Raw genomic sequence first — 17,491 nt, 5'->3', positions numbered from 1 at the left:
GAGTGCGATGGCTGCGGTCAAGCCGGCTGCAAGGTGCGCGCCGGCTCGGCCGGCGTCTCGTCGACCGGCAGATCGAGCACCTCCTCGAACTCCACGACGTTGTCGATCTCGGTACCCATCGCGATGTTGGTGACGCGTTCGAGCACGAACTCGACCACGACAGGCACCTGGTATTCCGCCATCCATTCGCGCGCGGTCGCGAACGCAGCCTGCGCCTGGCGCGGGTCGGTGACGCGGATCGCCTTGCAGCCGAGGCCCTGCGCGACCGCGACGTGGTCGACGCCATAGCCGCCGACCTCCGGCGCGTTGATGTTCTCGAACGAGAGCTGCACCTGATAGTCCATCGAGAAGCCGCGTTGCGCCTGGCGTATGAGGCCGAGATAGGCATTGTTCACGACGACGTGGATGTAAGGCAGGTTGAACTGCGCGCCGACCGCGAGCTCCTCGATCAGGAACTGGAAGTCGTAGTCGCCGGAGAGCGCGACGATCTCGCGCCTGGGATCGGCGGCGCGGACGCCGAGCGCGGCCGGCAGGGTCCAGCCGAGCGGCCCCGCCTGCCCCGCATTGATCCAGTGGCGCGGATGGTTGACGCTGAGGAACTGCGCGCCGCCGATCTGCGACAGGCCGATGACGCTGACATAGCAGGTGTCGCGGCCGAACGCCTTGTTCATCTCATGATAGACGCGCTGCGGCTTGATCGGCACCTGATCGAAATCGCTGCGCCGGAGCATCGTGCGCTTGCGATCCTGGCACGCCGCCGGCCACGCCTGCCGTTCGCGCAGTCTGCCCGCCTTGCGCCACTCGCGCGCGACGGTGATGAACAGCTCGAGCGCCGCCTTGGCGTCCGAGACGATGCCGAGATCGGGATTGAACACGCGGCCGATCTGGGTCGGCTCGATGTCGACATGCACGAAGCTGCGCCCCTTGGTGTAGGTCTCGAGCGATCCGGTGTGGCGGTTGGCCCAGCGGTTGCCGATGCCGAGCACGAAATCGGACTCCAGGAAGTTGGCGTTGCCGTAGCGGTGGCTGGTCTGCAGGCCGACCATGCCGGCCATCAGCACATGATCGTCGGGGATGGCGCCCCAGCCCATCAGGGTCGGCACCACAGGCACGTTGACGGTCTCGGCGAAGGTGACGAGCAGATCACTGGCATCGGCGTTGATGATGCCGCCGCCCGCGACGATCAGCGGCCGCTCGGCGGCATTGAGCATTTCCAGCGCCTTCTCGATCTGCTTGCGGCTCGCCGCGGGCTTGTAGACCGGCAGCGGCGTGTAGGTCTCGTCGTCGAACTCGATCTCGGCGAGCTGCACGTCGAGCGGCAGGTCGATCAGCACCGGGCCCGGACGGCCCGAGCGCATGATGTGGAACGCCTGGCTGAACACCCGCGGCACGAGCCCGGGCTCGCGCACCGTGACCGCCCACTTGGTCACGGGCTTGGCGATCTGCTCGATGTCGACGGCCTGGAAATCCTCCTTGTGGAGCCGCGCGCGCGGCGCCTGGCCGGTGATGCAGAGGATCGGAATGGAGTCTGCAATCGCCGAATAGAGCCCGGTGATCATGTCGGTGCCGGCCGGGCCCGAGGTGCCGATGCACACGCCGATGTTGCCGGCCTTGGCGCGGGTGTAGCCCTCGGCCATGTGCGAGGCGCCCTCGACGTGGCGGGCGAGAATGTGGCGGATCGAGCCGCGCCGTTGCAGCGCGGAATACAGCGGATTGATCGCCGCGCCGGGAACGCCGAAGGCGCAGGTGACGCCTTCCTTCTCCAAGATTCGCACCGCAGCATCGATCGCCCGCATCTTCGCCATCTCGCGCTTCCTCTTTTGGTTGATGCGCGAGGATCGCTGCTGACGGCTGCGATCTCAATTCAGTCGTCGATTTTTCCCACGATGCGGCACGCTCGGCAAAACACGGGTGGCCTCAGTTAGTTAGGACGACAAACAGCTGACATGTCCTAACAGCATGACGGTTCGATGGTGCTATTCGAACAGCGGCGCAAGCTCCATCTGCGGCACCAGCACGAGGCCCTTGTCGGTGATACGAATTTCCGGAATGACCGATAGAGGAATCAAATTGAAGCCCATGTAGGGAATGGTGCAGCCGGCTTCCGCCCATTCCTTCTTGAGCAGCTTCACCTCCTCGGCGACCTCGGTGACGCGCTTGTCCGACAACAGGCCAGCGATCGGCAATGGAACCATCGCCCGCACCTTGCCATCGGCGACGACGCAGACGCCGCCCTGCTGCGCGCCGATCGCGGCGACGGCGGCCCGCATGTCGGCCTCGTTGGTGCCGGCGACGATGATGTTGTGGCTGTCATGGCCGACGCTGGAGGCGACGGCGCCGCGCTTGAGGCCAAAGTCCTTCAAGAGCCCGTGCGCGACATTGCCGGCCGACTTGCCGTGGCGCTCGATCACGGCGACGAAGCAGAGACCGTAGCGCGCAAACAGCGTCTCCCAATCGTTGGCCGGCTCTATCGCGACCTTGTCGTGGATCAGCGTGATGCCGGGCAGCGCCGTCTTGATCGCATTGACGGTGCAGGCCTTGGTGGGCAGCTCCGGCGTCAGCGTCATCTGTCTTGGCAGCTTCACCGTGGCATAGGCGGCCTTCGGGTACTGATAGCGCTGCGACAGCGCCTGATCGAGACGCGGCGTGATCTTGCCTTTGTCCACCACCAGCTCGCCGCCATACCAGGTCGATTGCGGCTTCAGGCCGTCGTCGAGCAGCACCAGATCGGCGCGGCGGCCACCGCCGAGACCGCCGATCTCGCCATCCATCGCAAAGCGCGTCGCGCCGTGCAGCGAGCCCATCGACCACGCCTGCTCCGGCGACATCCCCGCCTTCACCGCCTCGCGCACCACCCAGTCGAGGCCGAACAGCATGAGATCATCGGCATCGCGATCGTCGGTGCACACGGCGGTGCGCTTGTGCGAGGCGCCGAGCTCGGTGACGGTGCGGATCGCCTGCGGCAGGCTGTGCCACGGCGTCGTCGGCGGACCACCGCGCAGAAAGATCCAGACGCCGGCATCGAGCAGGTCGTCGGCGATGTCGCGGTCGATCGCCTCGTGCGTGTCGGTGACGCCGCTCGCGGCATAGGCCGCGACGAACTCGCGGCCATAGACATGCCCGGACACCGGCCGTCCGCGCTGCAAAGCCGCCGCAAGGATGGCATGGCTGCGCTCGTCGCCCATGCAGACCGGCACGAAATCCATCTTCTCGCCGAGCGCGACCGCCTCCGGCCAGCGATCGAACAGGCCGGCGATCTTGTCCGGCGTGAGATCCCCGCCCGCCGTCTCCAGCGCGGCCGAAGTCGCCGGCACGGTCGAGGGCACGGTGAGGAAGATCGACAGCGGCGCCTGTCGCGCATCCTCCAGCATCGCCTCGACGCCGGCGACGTCCATGACGTTGCCGATCTCGTGGCTGTCGCAGAAGATCGTCGTGGTGCCGTTGAGCAGCGCGGCCTCCGCATAGGCGCAGGCCGTCACCATCGAGGATTCGATGTGGATGTGCGGATCGACGAGGCCGGGCGCGATGATGCCGCCGGCCGCGTCATGGATCGCGAAACCGCTCGGTATCGCCTTGTGCGCCCCGGCCGGCTTCACCGCCGCGACGCGTCCGCCAGTGATCCACAGCTCGCGGTTCGGGAGAATGCGCTCCGAATAGGTCGACAGCACGCGGGCGCCGGTGATGACGAGATCGGGTGCGGCGCGACCCGATGCGACGTCGGCGAGCCGCCGCGTCATGGTGTGCAGGGGGCCGACCGAGAAGCGCGTGAGTTTGGTCATGCGGTGAACTCGCTGAACGTGCTGGCCTATTGCGGCAGGATCGTTGCGCGACGTCGCGGCCCCCGCAAGCCCAAATAGGCTAGCGACCTGCTCACGTCTTGAGCATACGCGGGGGAACGACCGTGCCGATCGGGTTCGAGGGCAACAAGTCGGCGGGTAAGCGCCTCACGCAATCAACTCACGCCTATAAAGAGGAATCTAGTCGATGAAGGAAGTTGTAACTGCGGGACAAGCTAGCATCATAGTGGTTGGTCGCAGATTTTAGCTTATCCTGTTGACCCCGGCCTATGACTTCCGAAGTTTGACACTAGATTTCGGATTTTCGGTTGACATTTCGTTCCTGTTATGTTCAAATGATCGTCCATTTCGGCAAGTCGTTTGAGCAAATGGTGAAAAAGTTTGCACTCCCCCTTAGATTGTGTTGCAAGGAAGCATTAGGCTCTCAACCTCTTCCCGTTCTGCAATTGCAGCCAAAAGTGTAGATAGATTTCTCCTGTCGGATAGAAAATGGGGGTGACCTCTAAGGTCCCCCCACTCGACCGAGCTATTTATCTCGTGGTCCCCGCTATATTCGGCGTAGTTCCGAACGCCAAAGCTAGTCAGGCTGCGCCACGCCCCGGAGCGCCGCCGTCAGCTCCCCTGCGATATCCCGCACCATTCCCCCGACCACCGGCACCCGATCCTCGGTCAGCCGGCTCGCCAGGCCCGACACCGAGATCGCCGCCAGCGGCTCGCGGCAGGAATCGTGGACGACGGCGGCGATGCAGCGCAGGCCGAGGCGTGCCTCTTCGTCGTCGACGGCGTAGCCCTGGCGGCGGATGGTCTCGAGCTCGCGGAACAGGTCGCTGGCGCGGATGATCGATTTCTCGGTCAGGCGCGGCATGCCCTGGCGGTGGATGATGCCGTTGACGTCGTCATCGGAATAGGTCGCGAGCACCGCCTTGCCCATGCCGGAGGCGACCATGGCGAGGCGGCCCCCGACCTTGGTCAGCGAGCGCATGATCTCGCGGCTGTCCAGCCGCAGCAGCACCATCAGCGATTCATCGTCGACGACGGCGAGATTGGCGGTCTCGCGCGACTGGTCGCGCAGCCTTCGCAGATAGGGAATCGCCAGCGCGACGAAATTGCGCCGACGCGTGAAGGTCGCGCCGACGGCAAAGCTCTGCGCGCCGACGTGCCATTTCGATTCCATGCGGTCGAACTGGACGAAGCGGCGCTTCTCGAGCGTGGTCAGCAGGCGATGAACGGTCGAGGTCGAAAGCCCGGCACGGACGGCGAGATCGCTGAGGCGATAGCCTTCGTCGTCTTCGGCGAGAATCTCCAGGATCTGGAGCGCGCGGCCGACGGATTGCACGCCGCCGTCGCGGGGTTCGGCCGCAGCATCCGCGCGTGGCTCGATCGTCTTGCGACGGATCACGTGGCGCCTCTCTGCACCGCCCTCACAGGCGGCGCCGTTGCCGGACGGACGGATCTTGCTTCGTCACGCTATCAAAGAAAGTGCCGCCCCGGCGAGACGCCGGAGCGGCATTCGCATCGATTTGACTTAGAGCAGGCCCGCGCCGCGCGCCCACTTGTACTTGGCGCCGAGCACCTCGACCGGCAGCTCGGTCGAATAGGCATAGGCCGGGATGCCGTTCTGGTAGAGATATTCGGCGGCCTCCTCGACCTCGACGTCGCCGGCGAGCGAGGCGACGATCGGCTTGACGAAGCCCTTGGCCTCCATCTCCTTCTTCACCTCGACCATGTTGCGCGCGAACACCATCGGCGGGGTCACGATCGTGTGCCAGTAGCCGAGGATCAGCGCGTGGATGCGCTCGTCCGACAGGCCGAGCTTGACCGTGTTCACATAGGTGATCGGCGGCTCGCCGCCGGTGATGTCGACCGGGTTGCCGGCGGCACCGAACGGCGGGATGAACTTGCGGAAGGCGGCATCGAGGTCGGCCGGCATGGTCATCAGCGACAGGCCGTTGTCGACGACGGCGTCGGAGAGCAGCACGCCCGAGCCGCCGGCGCCGGTGATGATGAGGACGTTCTCACCCTTCGGCGTCGGCAGCACCGGCACGCCACGGGCAAACTCGAGCAGCTGGCGCAGCGAGCGGGCGCGGATGACGCCGGACTGCTTCAGCACGTCCTCATAGATCTTGTCGTTGCCGGCGAGCGCGCCGGTGTGCGACGAGGCGGCCTTGGCGCCAGCAGACGTGCGGCCGGCCTTGAGCACGATGACCGGCTTCTTCTTGGAGACGCGCTTGGCGGCTTCCGCAAAGGCACGGCCGTCCTTGAGGTCCTCGCAGTGCTGCGCGATCAGGTTGGTGTTCGGGTCCTGCTCGAAGAAGGCGAGCAGATCGTCCTCGTCGATATCCGACTTGTTGCCGAGGCCCACGATGGCCGACACACCCATTTTCGCCGAGCGCGAAAAACCGATGATGGCCATGCCGATGCCACCCGACTGCGACGACAGCGCCGCGTGGCCCTTGACGTCGTAGGCGGTGCAGAAGGTCGCGCAGAGATTGGCCGGCGTGTAGTAGAAGCCGTAGATGTTCGGCCCCATCAGGCGGACATTGTACTTCTTGCCGATCTCGACGATCTCGGCCTGCAGCTCCGGTTCATTGGCTTCGGCAAAGCCCGACGGAATCAGCACCGCGCCCGGGATCTGCTTCTCGCCGCATTCGGTCAGCGCGCCGGCGACGAACTTGGCGGGGATCGCGAACACCGCGGTGTCGATCACGCCGGGCACGTCCTTGACGCTCTTGTAGGCCTTGTAGCCGAGGATCTCGGAGGCCTTCGGGTGGATCGGGTAGATCTGGCCCTTGTAGCCGCCGTTGATCAGGTTCTTCATCACGGAGTTGCCGATCTTGCCGTCCTCGGCGGAGGCGCCGATCACGGCGACCGCCTGCGGCTTCATGATGCGGTTCATCGCGGTGACGATTTCCTCGTTCGAGCGCGGCGCCGGACGGGGCTTGTAGTCGAAATCGACGACGATGCGGACGTCGGCCGCAATCGCGCCGGTCTTGGTCGCAAACACCGGATTGAGGTCGAGCTCGACGATTTCAGGGAAATCGCTGACCAGCTTCGACACCTTGACGATGACGTCCGCCAGCGCCTCGCGGCTGACGGCATCGCCGCCGCGCACGCCCTTCAACATTTCGTGGGCCTGGATGCCGTCGAGCATCGACAGGGCATCGTCCTTGGTCGCGGGGGCGAGGCGGAATGTCACATCCTTCAGCACCTCGACCAGCACGCCGCCGAGGCCAAAGGCCACCAGCTTGCCGAACGAGCCGTCGGTGATCGAACCGACGATCACCTCGGTACCGCCGGTCAGCATCTGCTGCACCTGGATGCCTTCGATCTTGGCGTCGGCCTTGTACTTCTTCGCATTCGCGAGAATGGTCTCATACGCTGTCTTCGCATCGTCGGCGGTCTTGACGCCGACAATGACGCCGCCGGCTTCCGTCTTATGCAGAATGTCCGGCGAAACGATCTTCATCACGACCGGAAAACCCATGTCGCCCGCGAGCTTGGCCGCTTCGGCCGCGGACTTCGCCAGGCCCTCCTTCGGCACCGGAATGCCGTAGGCGTCGCACACGATCTTGCCTTCGGGCGCGGTGAGGCTGGTGCGTTTATCCGCCTTCACACGATCGAGAACGTCTCGGATCGTGGCCTTGGCATTCGGGATGGCGTCAGACATCGGGGCTTCCTCCTGGGGATTGCTGGTCGTTTATGGCATTTGGTATGCCAGACGCAAACTTTGTCAAGCGCAACGAAGATGTGGACACGCTGAAAAAGCTCGCAGCTTGACATCCTGGCATCTGGTATGCCAAAAAACTTGAACGCAAAATGCTGTAAACAAGCATCTCCCAAGGAGAGGAGACGGTCTTGTCTACAGAAAAAACGAACAAGGCATTGCCCATCATGGCCGAGGCCGACATCGCGATCGCTCGCATCGCCCCGGAGACGAGCTTCAAGAATAAGGCCTATGAGGCCTTGAAAGAAGCCATTCTGAAGATGGACATCTACGCCTCGCCCGAGCCTGTCATGCTCGACGAGCGCGCTCTCTCCGAGCGCCTCGGTGTCAGCCGCACGCCCATTCGCGAAGCGATCGCGATGCTGGAGCAGGACGGCTTCGTGAAGACCGTGCCGCGCCGTGGCATCGTCGTGGTGCGCCGGACCAAGAGCGAGATCGTCGACATGATCCGCGCCTGGGCGGCGCTTGAGAGCATGGCGGCGCGCCTGATCACGACGATCGCGCGCAAGAAGGACATCTCGGCGCTGCGCGACTACTTCAAGGACTTCGGCAAGGACCGCCCGCCGCAGGAGCACGTCGAGGAATATTCGAAGGCGAACATCGCGTTTCATCAGGCGCTGATCTCGCTGTCGGAGTCGCCGGTGCTGGTCGACATGACCAACGACATCCTGCTGCACGTGCGTGGCTATCGCCAGCTCACGATCGGGCGCACCGATCGTATCGCGGCCTCCCTGCCCGAGCATCTCGCGATCATCGAGGCGCTGGAGGAACGCAACACCGAGCTCGCCGAGAAGCGCGCCCGTGATCACACGCTGGGCCTCGCGACCTATGTCGAGACGCACGGCCAGGAATTATTCAGCTGACAGGTTCAAACAGAAGAAGACGCCGCAAAGCGCCTTCGTAGACGACCAGGGAGAGAGGCGCATGGCGCAGACTGCTGTTAAGACCGAGGCACCCGACACGCACGAGGAGCTCACGGACGGTTTTCATCTCGTCATCGACGCGATGAAGCTGAACGGGATCGACACGATCTACAACGTGCCGGGCATTCCGATCACCGATCTCGGTCGCATGGCGCAGGCTGAAGGCATCCGCGTGCTCTCCTTCCGTCACGAGCAGAACGCCGGCTACGCCGCCGCGATCGCCGGCTTCCTCACCAAGAAGCCGGGCGTCTGCCTCACCGTCTCCGCTCCCGGCTTTCTCAACGGCCTCACTGCGCTCGCGCATGCGACGACGAACTGCTTCCCGATGATCCTGGTCTCGGGCTCCTCGGAGCGCGAGATCGTCGACCTGCAACAGGGCGACTATGAAGAGATGGATCAGCTCGCGATCGCCAAGCCGCTGTGCAAGGCGGCGTTCCGCGTGCTGCACGCGCAGGACATCGGCATCGGCTTCGCCCGCGCGATCCGCGCCGCCGTCTCGGGCCGTCCGGGCGGCGTCTATCTCGACCTGCCGGCAAAGCTGTTCGGCCAGGTGATGAACGCGCAAGCCGGCGCGGCCTCGCTGGTCAAGGTGATCGATCCGGCCCCGGCGCAGATCCCCTCCCCCGACTCGGTGAAGCGCGCGCTCGATCTGTTGAAGAACGCGAAACGCCCGCTGATCATCCTCGGCAAGGGGGCGGCCTACGCGCAGGCCGACGAGGCGATCAAGACCTTCGTCGAGAAGAGCGGCGTGCCGTTCCTACCGATGAGCATGGCCAAGGGCCTCCTGCCCGACCTGCATCCGCAGTGCGCCGGCGCGGCGCGCTCGACCGTGCTGAAGGACTCCGACGTCGTCATGCTGATCGGCGCCCGCCTCAACTGGCTGTTGTCGCACGGCAAGGGCAAGAGCTGGGGCGAACAGCCGAAGAAGTTCATCCAGGTCGACATCGAGCCGAAGGAGATGGACTCCAACGTCGAGATCGCGGCCCCCGTGGTCGGCGACATCGGCTCGGTCGTCACGGCTTTCAGCGAGGCGATGGGCAGCAACTGGCCCAAGGCTTCGGTCGAGTGGCTGAGCGCGGTGCAGAAGAAGCGCGAGGACAACGTCGCCAAGATGGCGCCGCGGCTGATGAACAACAACTCGCCGATGGACTATCACGGCGCGCTCGGCGTGCTCCGCACCATCATCAAGGAGCGTCCGGATGCGATCCTGGTCAACGAGGGCGCCAACACGCTCGACCTCGCCCGCGGCGTCATCGACATGTACCAGCCGCGCAAGCGGCTCGACGTCGGCACATGGGGCGTCATGGGCATCGGCATGGGCTCGGCCATCGCCGCCGCGGTCGAGACCGGTAAGCCGGTGCTGGCGATCGAGGGCGACAGCGCCTTCGGCTTCTCCGGCATGGAGGTCGAGACGATCTGTCGCTACAATCTTCCGATCTGCGTCGTTATCTTCAACAATGACGGCATCTATCGCGGTACCGATCAGAACTCGGCGGGCGACGACCCGGCGACCACCGTGTTCGTCAAGGGCGCGCGCTATGACAAGATGATGGAGGCCTTCGGCGGCGTTGGCGTCAACGCGACCTCGCCAGACGAGCTGAAGCGCGCCGTCAACGAAGCGATGGATTCCGGCAAGCCGACCTTGATCAACGCCGTGATCGATCCTGCTGCGGGATCCGAGAGCGGCCGCATCGGCAACCTCAATCCGCAGAGCGTGCTGACGAAGAAGAAGTAAAGGCCACCCGCAAGGACATCAGATGCCCGCTGTCGCGGGATGACCAATCGTTACGGAGAGCAAGACATGACCAAGGCGCTCGAGGGCGTTCGCATTCTCGATTTCACCCACGTCCAGTCCGGACCAACCTGCACGCAGCTGCTGGCTTGGTTCGGCGCCGACGTGATCAAGGTCGAGCGGCCGGGCGTGGGTGACATCACCCGCGGCCAGCTTCAGGACATTCCCAACGTGGACAGCCTCTATTTCACGATGCTGAACCACAACAAGCGGTCGATCACGCTCGACACCAAGAACCCCAAGGGCAAGGAAGTCCTGACCGAGCTGATCAAGAAGTGCGACGTGCTGGTCGAGAATTTCGGCCCCGGCGTGCTCGATCGCATGGGCTTCCCCTGGGAGAAGATCCAGGCGATCAACCCGAAGATGATCGTCGCCTCGATCAAGGGCTTCGGCCCTGGTCCCTACGAGGACTGCAAGGTCTATGAGAACGTCGCGCAGTGCACCGGCGGCGCCGCCTCGACCACCGGCTTCCGTGACGGCCTGCCGCTGGTCACCGGCGCGCAGATCGGCGATTCCGGCACCGGCCTGCACCTGGCGCTCGGCATCGTCACCGCGCTCTATCAGCGCACCCACACCGGCCGTGGCCAGCGCGTCACCGCCGCGATGCAGGACGGCGTCTTGAACCTCTGCCGCGTCAAGCTGCGCGACCAGCAGCGCCTCGAGCACGGCCCGCTGAAGGAATACAGCCAGTTCGGCGAGGGCGTGCCGTTCGGCGACGCCGTGCCGCGCGCCGGCAATGATTCCGGCGGCGGCCAGCCCGGTCGCATCCTGAAGTGCAAGGGCTGGGAAACCGACCCGAACGCCTACATCTACTTCATCACCCAGGCCCCGGTCTGGGAGAAGATCTGCGACGTGATCGGCGAGCCGACCTGGAAGACCGACCCGAACTACGCCAAGCCCGCCGCCCGCCTGCCGCGCCTGAACGAGATCTTCGGCCGCATCGAGCAGTGGACCATGACCAAGACCAAGTTCGAGGCCATGGACATCTTGAACGAGTTCGACATCCCCTGCGGCCCGATCCTGTCGATGAAGGAGATCGCCGAGGACGAGTCGCTGCGCAAGACCGGCACCCTGGTCGAGGTCGACCACCCGACCCGCGGCAAGTATCTCTCGGTCGGCAACCCGATCAAGCTGTCGGACAGCCCGGCCGACGTCACGCGCTCGCCGCTACTCGGCGAGCACACCGACGAGATCCTGCGCCAGGTGCTGGGCTTCAGCGACCATCAGGTCGCCGAGATCCACGACTCCGGCGCACTCGATCCGCCGCGCAAGGAAGCTGCTGAGTAAGCGGCAACGCAGCACCAAGGCAGGAGCGGCGCGAGCGCCGCAGCACCTACCTCCCACCGACATCAAGCCGCCGGCATCGCCCGGCGGCTTTTTGATTCCCGCCCACCGAGACTTGACTTGACCTCTCCTTGGCACGCTTCTGCGAAGGATATCGCCCGCTGCCCTACTTGTCGCGCTGAGATCCACCCAAATCCCAGTCGGGCCGAACCTTTTGGTCTCTTGCGCGGCGATAAGCTGGCACCGGGTCGCCGGGTCGCGTCACCGCCAGCGCCGATAGTCGCTTGAGAGCTTTCTCGCGAACGCGCGCTGACAAATCAGACTGCGATAAACGTTGGAGTTTCTCGGCTGCCTCGGGCGTACCGATATCGTGCAGCGCCCAGATGCACTTGATTGCCAGGGATTCATTGTCGTTGTAGGCGAGATAATCATGCTTGCGCAACGCGGTCCGATACAGGCAGTCAATGGTGACCGGAAAACGCAAATCTTGAAGGGCGCCGGCTATGTCTTCGTGACTGTGGTGCCAATCTTCTCCCATCAGCTTGCACAGCAACGGAGCCCATTGCCGCGAGAGACCAAACCGAAATGCGAGGATGAGCGCAAATCTGAGGTTATCGGTCGACCTCTCTGTCAAACTCTCCTCAAGCTCGACGCGAACGATCTCGGGCGTAGTTCGCGGATTTGCGCCGAATTGCGCGATGAAGGATTCCTCCGAGAGGCCTCCTTGCACAAGGTCCCAAATGAGGCGCCTTTTCGGGACGTCCATATCCGGCTCCAACGTCCAACGCTTCCAGTTCGATCGACCAGCTGAGGACAACAATAGTTGTCGATCTTAGCTAGATAAATCTGCAATGTCGACGCGAGCGTCTGGATGACGCCTGTCCCAGTCGTAGAGAATTCGACGGCTTTTGACCCTGGCTGTGTGAAAACGCTGCGCGGCTGTTATGATTCTCCTGTGATTCTTTTGGGGGAATCGATGAGGCGCTTCGTTGAAGAGGCGGATCGTGGGCAATGGACGCTGTTGCCTGAATGCCTCGATGATTTCATTGACGAGAGCAACCCCGTTCGCGTGATCGACGCATTTGTCGAAGCGCTCGATTTGTCTGAGATGGGTTTTGAAGGGGTGGAGCCGGCAGCCACCGGTCGGCCGTCGTACCACCCCTCGGTTCTCCTGAAGCTTTACATCTACGGCTATCTGAACCGGGTGCAGTCGAGCCGGCGGCTCGAACGGGAGGCCGGCCGCAATCTCGAGGTGATGTGGCTGCTGGGTCGGCTCGCGCCCGATCACAAGACCATCGCCGACTTCCGTAAAGACAACGGCCTGGCGCTTCGCGTGGTCTGTGCGCGCTTTGTCGAACTCTGCCGTGGGATGGGCCTTCTGGCGACGGCGAGCGTCGCCATCGATGGCAGCAAGTTCAAAGCCGTGAACAACCGAGACAAGAACTTCACACGGGCAAAGGTCCAACGGCGGCGTGCTCAGCTGGAGGAGAGCGTCGCGCGTTATCTGAGCCAACTTGACACGGCCGACCGCCAGGAGCCGACAGAGGCGCTGGCTGCGAAGGTGACGAGACTTGCCGAGAAGCTCACGAAGCTGAAGGAGGAAATGGGCATGCTTGCCGCGTATGAGAAGCAGATGCTTGCGTCGTCCGATCAGCAAATCTCTCTGACCGATCCCGACAGCCGCTCGATGGCAACGAGCGGCCGCGGCTCCGGCGTTGTCGGCTACAATGTACAGGTCGCCGTGGACACCGAGCACCATCTGATTGTGACGCACGAGGTCACGAACAGCGGTTCAGATCGCGCCCAACTTGCTAACATGGCCAAACAGGCAAAGGCCGTTCTCAAGAGCGAGACGCTCGACGCTGTAGCCGATCGCGGCTACTTCAATAGCCCAGAGATCCTCGCGTGCCACGAGGCCGGAATCACGGTGACGCTGCCCAAGCCGCAGACGTCAAATGCTAAGTCGGAGGGACGCTTCGGTAAGCAGGACTTTGTCTATTTGCCAGAACAGGATGCCTATCGCTGCCCAGCTGGAGAGCGATTACCGTATCGCTATACAAACGAAGAAGACGGCAAGGTGTTGCGGCGCTACTGGACCACAGCCTGTCAAACCTGTTCGCTCAAATCCCAGTGCACGCCGGGGCCGGAGCGGCGGATTACACGGTGGGAGCACGAGCATCTGCTTGAGGCAGTGCAGCAGCGCCTTGACGCAAACCCGGAAGCGATGCGCCAGCGGCGCGAGACGGTCGAACATCCGTTCGGCACGATGAAGGCCCGTATGGGAGCGACGCACTTCCTCACTAAATCGCTCCCAAAAGTAGCCGCCGAGATGGCCCTATCGGTTCTGGCCTACAACCTCACACGGGTCATGAACATCGTCGGGGTCAAGCCGTTGATCGCGGCAATCACAGCCTGAGAAACGCCCGCGTCCTCGTAGTCAGGACGGACGTCCGCAAGGCCGTTTTTACACGACCAAGACCCGGAGCGGACATCCTGAGGCAGTTGCGCGAGGTTGCCCAGATGAACGCGTACGATCCGAGTTTCACGACGATCTAGGAGATTTCTTCATCCAGATCGAATGGTCGGACGTTACGGTCAACGAAACGATTGAAGCGTTGCAGACGATCGGGGCCGACGAGCATGGGCGTTTGCTCGCACCTATAGTCTGAACCCAGATTGTTCATCTGTACTCAGCGACCCTGAAAAAACCCGTCATTATGGGTACGCCACTTTTTATCCGACAGCCACAAGTAGTCCTGATCAGGCATGAGGGGCACGGCTTTCACGATCTCTCTGGAAATCGGAAGAAAGAAGCTCGACCGATCCTGCGTCACCTTGAGCGATTTGATCGGCACGACGAGCTTTCCTTTCCCGTTGTAAAAAAGCCGCCAGAAGCGACGATCGCGTAATCTCGGCCATCTTTCGTGCCAAAAACGATATTTCTAACCTCGCCTACGATCTTGTCGTCGGAACTGCGGACTTCCGCGCCGATCATTTCGTCCGTCCTCAAGCCGGGGGTGAGTTCATCAATCCTTGAAAGCGGCTTTGCGTCCTTTTTGTCACGACTGCCCAGCGCCGCTCCGCGTTTAGCTCTCGGCTCCCGCGCTGCGTTTTGTTTATCGGCATCTTCCTCGTCATTATCGCCCAACGAGCCCATTGGCGGCCCGGCTATCAATTCACGGATATTTGCCAGAAGGCGCTCACAGTCCTCCTGACGCCCGTAGGATCGGAGCGTGAATGCAGCATCCCGCAAACTTCTTAGATCGCGTACCGACTGACTATTGGCGGGACCACGCAGCTTGGGATTCTGTTGTATAGCTTCCTCCAGCTTGGCGTCGGCGATCTCACACTCTGCCTCAGCGCTTGTGGCTCCAATGGTTGCCAGAAAGATGGTCACTATCAGCGCTTGCAACTTCATCATTTTGTTGATCCGATTATCGGTAATATTCTTATGCGCTCAGTTCTCGAATCTGTTCAACAGTCTTGCGAACCGGATCGACCGAATGGCTCAAGCTTTCGCGATGATTGAGCTTAGCGGCACATCCAGCGAGTAGATCAAGCCGGCCGGCTCGTAAGAAAGCTGCACCTGGCCATGGAGCTGCTGACCGAGGGATTGCATCATGCGCGTCCCAAAGCTGCTGCGCGTGGGCGGCCGAACGGGCGGACCTCCTCGTTCCGTCCAAGTCAGGCAAAGCCGCTGCTTTTCCTCATCTATCTTCCAGGCGACCTCCACGCTGCCAGCGGAGGTCGACAGTGCGCCAAATTTTATGGTGTTGGTGCAAAGTTCATTGAGCGTCATTGCGAGGGCAATAACGGCACTTGAGGCCACCTTGATATCTGGCCCATTGAAATGGAAACGTCTGTTTCCTTGACTGTCAAAGGGCTCGGTTGCGCCGCTCACGGTGCGGGTAAGGCTGGCATTCGACCAACTGACTTGCATCAGCAAATCATGGGCGCGCGATAGCGCCAGCAACCGGCCTTCCATAGCCTTCTGCCCGTGCTCGATGCTGGTTGTGGTCCGAAAGCTTTGCGACGCGATGGCACTGACGGTTGCGAGGTTGTTCTTTATGCGATGATGGAGTTCGCCCACGATCAGCTTCTGCAACTTGTCTGCTGCATCGCGCTGCTCTGCGTCGATAGAAGACTGCATGAGCAAGGCCTTGGCATCGATGTTGGCCTGCTCAAGTAATAAGCGAAGGCTATCATTCTCTGCGGAGAGCGCGGCCTCTTGTGCGGATATTCGCTTAAGTTCGATTGCTTCCGGGCTGTAACCGTTCTTATCTGTCGGCAACAGGGACGCGTCTGGAATCGTCGTCAGTGCGCCCGCACCGACCATCGCCTGCAGTTCGGTGATCATCTGGCCATTGCTTAGCGGCTTGCCAAAGAAGCGGCTGTCCTGAGGCCTATCTGCGTCGGAAGGCTCAACTTGGCCGGAAACCAAAATGATCTTGATGGCCGGCCAGCGGTCGTGGACCGCGTGAGCAAGCTTGAGCCCATCCATGCTGCCGGGCATCTGAATATCGGTAAAGAGGAGCGATATGTCAGAGCGTGATTCGAGAATAGAGAGCGCCTCGTCGGCATCGACGGCCTGCACGGGAGAGAACCCGGCATCTTCCACAATATCCACCGCCCGCATACGCAGCATCATTTCGTCCTCGACAACGAGGACTCTTGGTACTTCAGGTAAATCGGAGGTCATGCATACCCTGGAAAAGAGGAAGATGAGTGCGTTTCACGGCATCGTCATGAGTTCGCGTCGGCCGGGCCGACACTTCTGCGAGCCCCAGTTCGCAAGCTGGCGCTTTTCTGACCATTGTCTTCAGGCACGCGACGAACCAACGTATGCTGGACGATGATAGCTTTCAGCGCCTTAGCGGCCGGCCGTTACCAGACGAGCTTGCACGATTGTTTGGCTTGAACTCGTATTTTGCAGACAGGATGTAGTGAAGTGAGGCCACGTCTGCGCTGAGCAGTTTGCGGACGCCGTTCTCACTGCCAGCCGGTCTCCCTTGGCTAACGCGGCGACCTCGCTCGCTTCGAGCTTTGGTGCAAAGCCAAGCAAGGCAACTGTCAGCGCTCCCAGAAGCGCGAAAATGCCGAGGGCTGTGAATGATCTTTTCATTGTGGTTTGCTGCCCAGGTCGTCTCGATCTATCCACTCCGGAGATCATGGATGACAACAGCCATAACGAGAAATTGTTCCAGTTCCGCAATCCTCGCGTCGGCGACTGGATTGCCTATAATTTGCCGATTGGCGCGCGTGAGGCCGTCAATTGGGGAGGCCCGGAGTCGCGGACGCGGTGCTCACTTCCGAAAAGCCCCTCGGCGTGGCGGAACAGATGCGAAGGGCGGCTAAAGCTAGCAACGCGGACGAGGCGATTGCCATCCTAGAAACGCGCCCGGATATTCATGTCGTCTTTACCGATATCCAGATGGCCGGATCGATGGATGGGCTCAAGCTCGCGCACTTTGTGCGTGGTCGCTGGCCGCCGATCAAGATCATCGCGACTTCAGGACATCATGCGTTCAAAGAAGCCGATTACCGGAGGGAAGCAGATTTCTGCCTAAGCCTTATGGCTCTGACAGCATCTCCTCGATACTCCGGGAGCTAACCTCTCAAGCATTGTAGTTTCCATTTAAGGAATTGTCTTGTTCCAGAGTCGAGTTGTGTATTTGGAACACGCTACGCTCGGAGCTCTGCACCGGCGCTCCCAATTCACCGCGCAACCAGCCCTCTACCGTTCGAGATTTCATTGGATCGACGAATCCGATTACCCGCTGATGAATTTCCTCACACGCGGGGCATTTGAACGTTCGGATACCAAGACCAGACGAACCGGGCGTGATACGCGCCAAGATTGTGGGTCTCCGGCACTTAGGACATGGTGGCTCGTAAAACAGGCTCATGACGTACTCCCTCGCATCAGACGTGAACGCGATGCTCCCAGTCACCGGATAGATGCCCGCGACTG

The 17,491-nt window shown here is 62.2% G+C and carries 11 protein-coding genes and 1 pseudogene; 5 read left to right on the top strand and 7 right to left on the bottom strand.

The features are described 5' to 3' along the window. Nucleotides 1–17: 17 nt before the first annotated feature. The 4 genes from gcl to QW887_RS17455 all read right to left on the bottom strand — a co-directional run bounded on the left by gcl (nt 18) and on the right by QW887_RS17455 (nt 7,464). Nucleotides 18–1,805 carry a glyoxylate carboligase gene (gcl, locus tag QW887_RS17470; RefSeq protein ID WP_315754561.1) on the bottom strand — a complete coding sequence of 596 codons (1,788 nt, stop codon included), beginning with the start codon at nt 1,803–1,805 and terminating at the stop codon, nt 18–20. A 171-nt stretch (nt 1,806–1,976) separates the two neighbouring features. Next, a complete protein-coding gene (locus QW887_RS17465) occupies nt 1,977–3,779 on the bottom strand; it encodes an adenine deaminase (RefSeq protein ID WP_316194746.1) in 1,803 nt (600 codons plus the stop codon). Nucleotides 3,780–4,374: 595 nt separating this feature from the next. Then, nucleotides 4,375–5,196 carry an IclR family transcriptional regulator gene (locus QW887_RS17460; protein WP_316194745.1) on the bottom strand — a complete coding sequence of 274 codons (822 nt, stop codon included), beginning with the start codon at nt 5,194–5,196 and terminating at the stop codon, nt 4,375–4,377. A 126-nt stretch (nt 5,197–5,322) separates the two neighbouring features. Further along, nucleotides 5,323–7,464: an acetate--CoA ligase family protein gene (locus QW887_RS17455; RefSeq protein WP_316187443.1), complete on the bottom strand. Its 2,142-nt coding sequence runs from the start codon at nt 7,462–7,464 to the stop codon at nt 5,323–5,325. Between the two features lie 188 nt (nt 7,465–7,652). On the opposite strand from QW887_RS17455, the gene QW887_RS17450 reads away from it, so the two are divergent. The 3 genes from QW887_RS17450 (at nt 7,653) to frc (ending at nt 11,523) form a co-directional block, all read left to right on the top strand. Then, nucleotides 7,653–8,384 carry a GntR family transcriptional regulator gene (locus QW887_RS17450; RefSeq protein WP_315718407.1) on the top strand — a complete coding sequence of 244 codons (732 nt, stop codon included), beginning with the start codon at nt 7,653–7,655 and terminating at the stop codon, nt 8,382–8,384. A 61-nt stretch (nt 8,385–8,445) separates the two neighbouring features. Further along, nucleotides 8,446–10,179: an oxalyl-CoA decarboxylase gene (gene oxc / locus QW887_RS17445; protein ID WP_315754568.1), complete on the top strand. Its 1,734-nt coding sequence runs from the start codon at nt 8,446–8,448 to the stop codon at nt 10,177–10,179. 66 nt (nt 10,180–10,245) lie between these two features. After that, nucleotides 10,246–11,523 (top strand): formyl-CoA transferase, encoded by a 1,278-nt coding sequence (gene frc / locus QW887_RS17440; protein WP_315718405.1) that lies wholly within the window; start codon nt 10,246–10,248, stop codon nt 11,521–11,523. Between the two features lie 163 nt (nt 11,524–11,686). On the opposite strand, the gene QW887_RS17435 is transcribed toward frc, so the two are convergent. Further along, complete coding sequence (locus QW887_RS17435; RefSeq protein ID WP_316194744.1) at nt 11,687–12,286, bottom strand: hypothetical protein; 600 nt, start codon at nt 12,284–12,286, stop codon at nt 11,687–11,689. Nucleotides 12,287–12,496: 210 nt separating this feature from the next. Here QW887_RS17435 and QW887_RS17430 point away from each other — a divergent pair, with 210 nt between their 5' ends. Next, nucleotides 12,497–13,936: an IS1182 family transposase gene (locus tag QW887_RS17430; RefSeq protein WP_316194743.1), complete on the top strand. Its 1,440-nt coding sequence runs from the start codon at nt 12,497–12,499 to the stop codon at nt 13,934–13,936. A 274-nt stretch (nt 13,937–14,210) separates the two neighbouring features. On the opposite strand, the pseudogene QW887_RS17425 reads toward QW887_RS17430, so the two are convergent. Next, nucleotides 14,211–14,938: pseudogene (locus QW887_RS17425) on the bottom strand (PRC-barrel domain-containing protein). Between the two features lie 90 nt (nt 14,939–15,028). Further along, nucleotides 15,029–16,165 carry an HWE histidine kinase domain-containing protein gene (locus tag QW887_RS17420; protein ID WP_410051891.1) on the bottom strand — a complete coding sequence of 379 codons (1,137 nt, stop codon included), beginning with the start codon at nt 16,163–16,165 and terminating at the stop codon, nt 15,029–15,031. 654 nt (nt 16,166–16,819) lie between these two features. Here QW887_RS17420 and QW887_RS17415 point away from each other — a divergent pair. After that, entirely contained in the window at nt 16,820–17,131 is a 312-nt protein-coding gene (locus QW887_RS17415; RefSeq protein WP_316194742.1) for a response regulator, read from the top strand. Nucleotides 17,132–17,491 lie beyond the last annotated feature (360 nt).

Origin of the sequence: Bradyrhizobium sp. SZCCHNRI3052 (assembly GCF_032484895.1) — a bacterium.
In the GTDB taxonomy this organism is placed as follows: domain Bacteria; phylum Pseudomonadota; class Alphaproteobacteria; order Rhizobiales; family Xanthobacteraceae; genus Bradyrhizobium.
Note: the sequence above shows the minus strand (reverse complement) of the source record. Positions and strands in the feature narration are given on the sequence as shown.

Excerpts from the sequence above, each read along its gene's own strand:
- gcl (WP_315754561.1), bottom strand. The coding sequence starts at position 1,805 with ATGGCGAAGATGCGGGCGATCGATGCTGCGGTGCGAATCTTGGAGAAG.
- QW887_RS17465 (WP_316194746.1), bottom strand. The coding sequence starts at position 3,779 with ATGACCAAACTCACGCGCTTCTCGGTCGGCCCCCTGCACACCATGACG.
- QW887_RS17455 (WP_316187443.1), bottom strand. The coding sequence starts at position 7,464 with ATGTCTGACGCCATCCCGAATGCCAAGGCCACGATCCGAGACGTTCTC.
- oxc (WP_315754568.1), top strand. The coding sequence starts at position 8,446 with ATGGCGCAGACTGCTGTTAAGACCGAGGCACCCGACACGCACGAGGAG.
- frc (WP_315718405.1), top strand. The coding sequence starts at position 10,246 with ATGACCAAGGCGCTCGAGGGCGTTCGCATTCTCGATTTCACCCACGTC.
- QW887_RS17435 (WP_316194744.1), bottom strand. The coding sequence starts at position 12,286 with ATGGACGTCCCGAAAAGGCGCCTCATTTGGGACCTTGTGCAAGGAGGC.
- QW887_RS17430 (WP_316194743.1), top strand. The coding sequence starts at position 12,497 with ATGAGGCGCTTCGTTGAAGAGGCGGATCGTGGGCAATGGACGCTGTTG.
- QW887_RS17420 (WP_410051891.1), bottom strand. The coding sequence starts at position 16,165 with ATGCTGCGTATGCGGGCGGTGGATATTGTGGAAGATGCCGGGTTCTCT.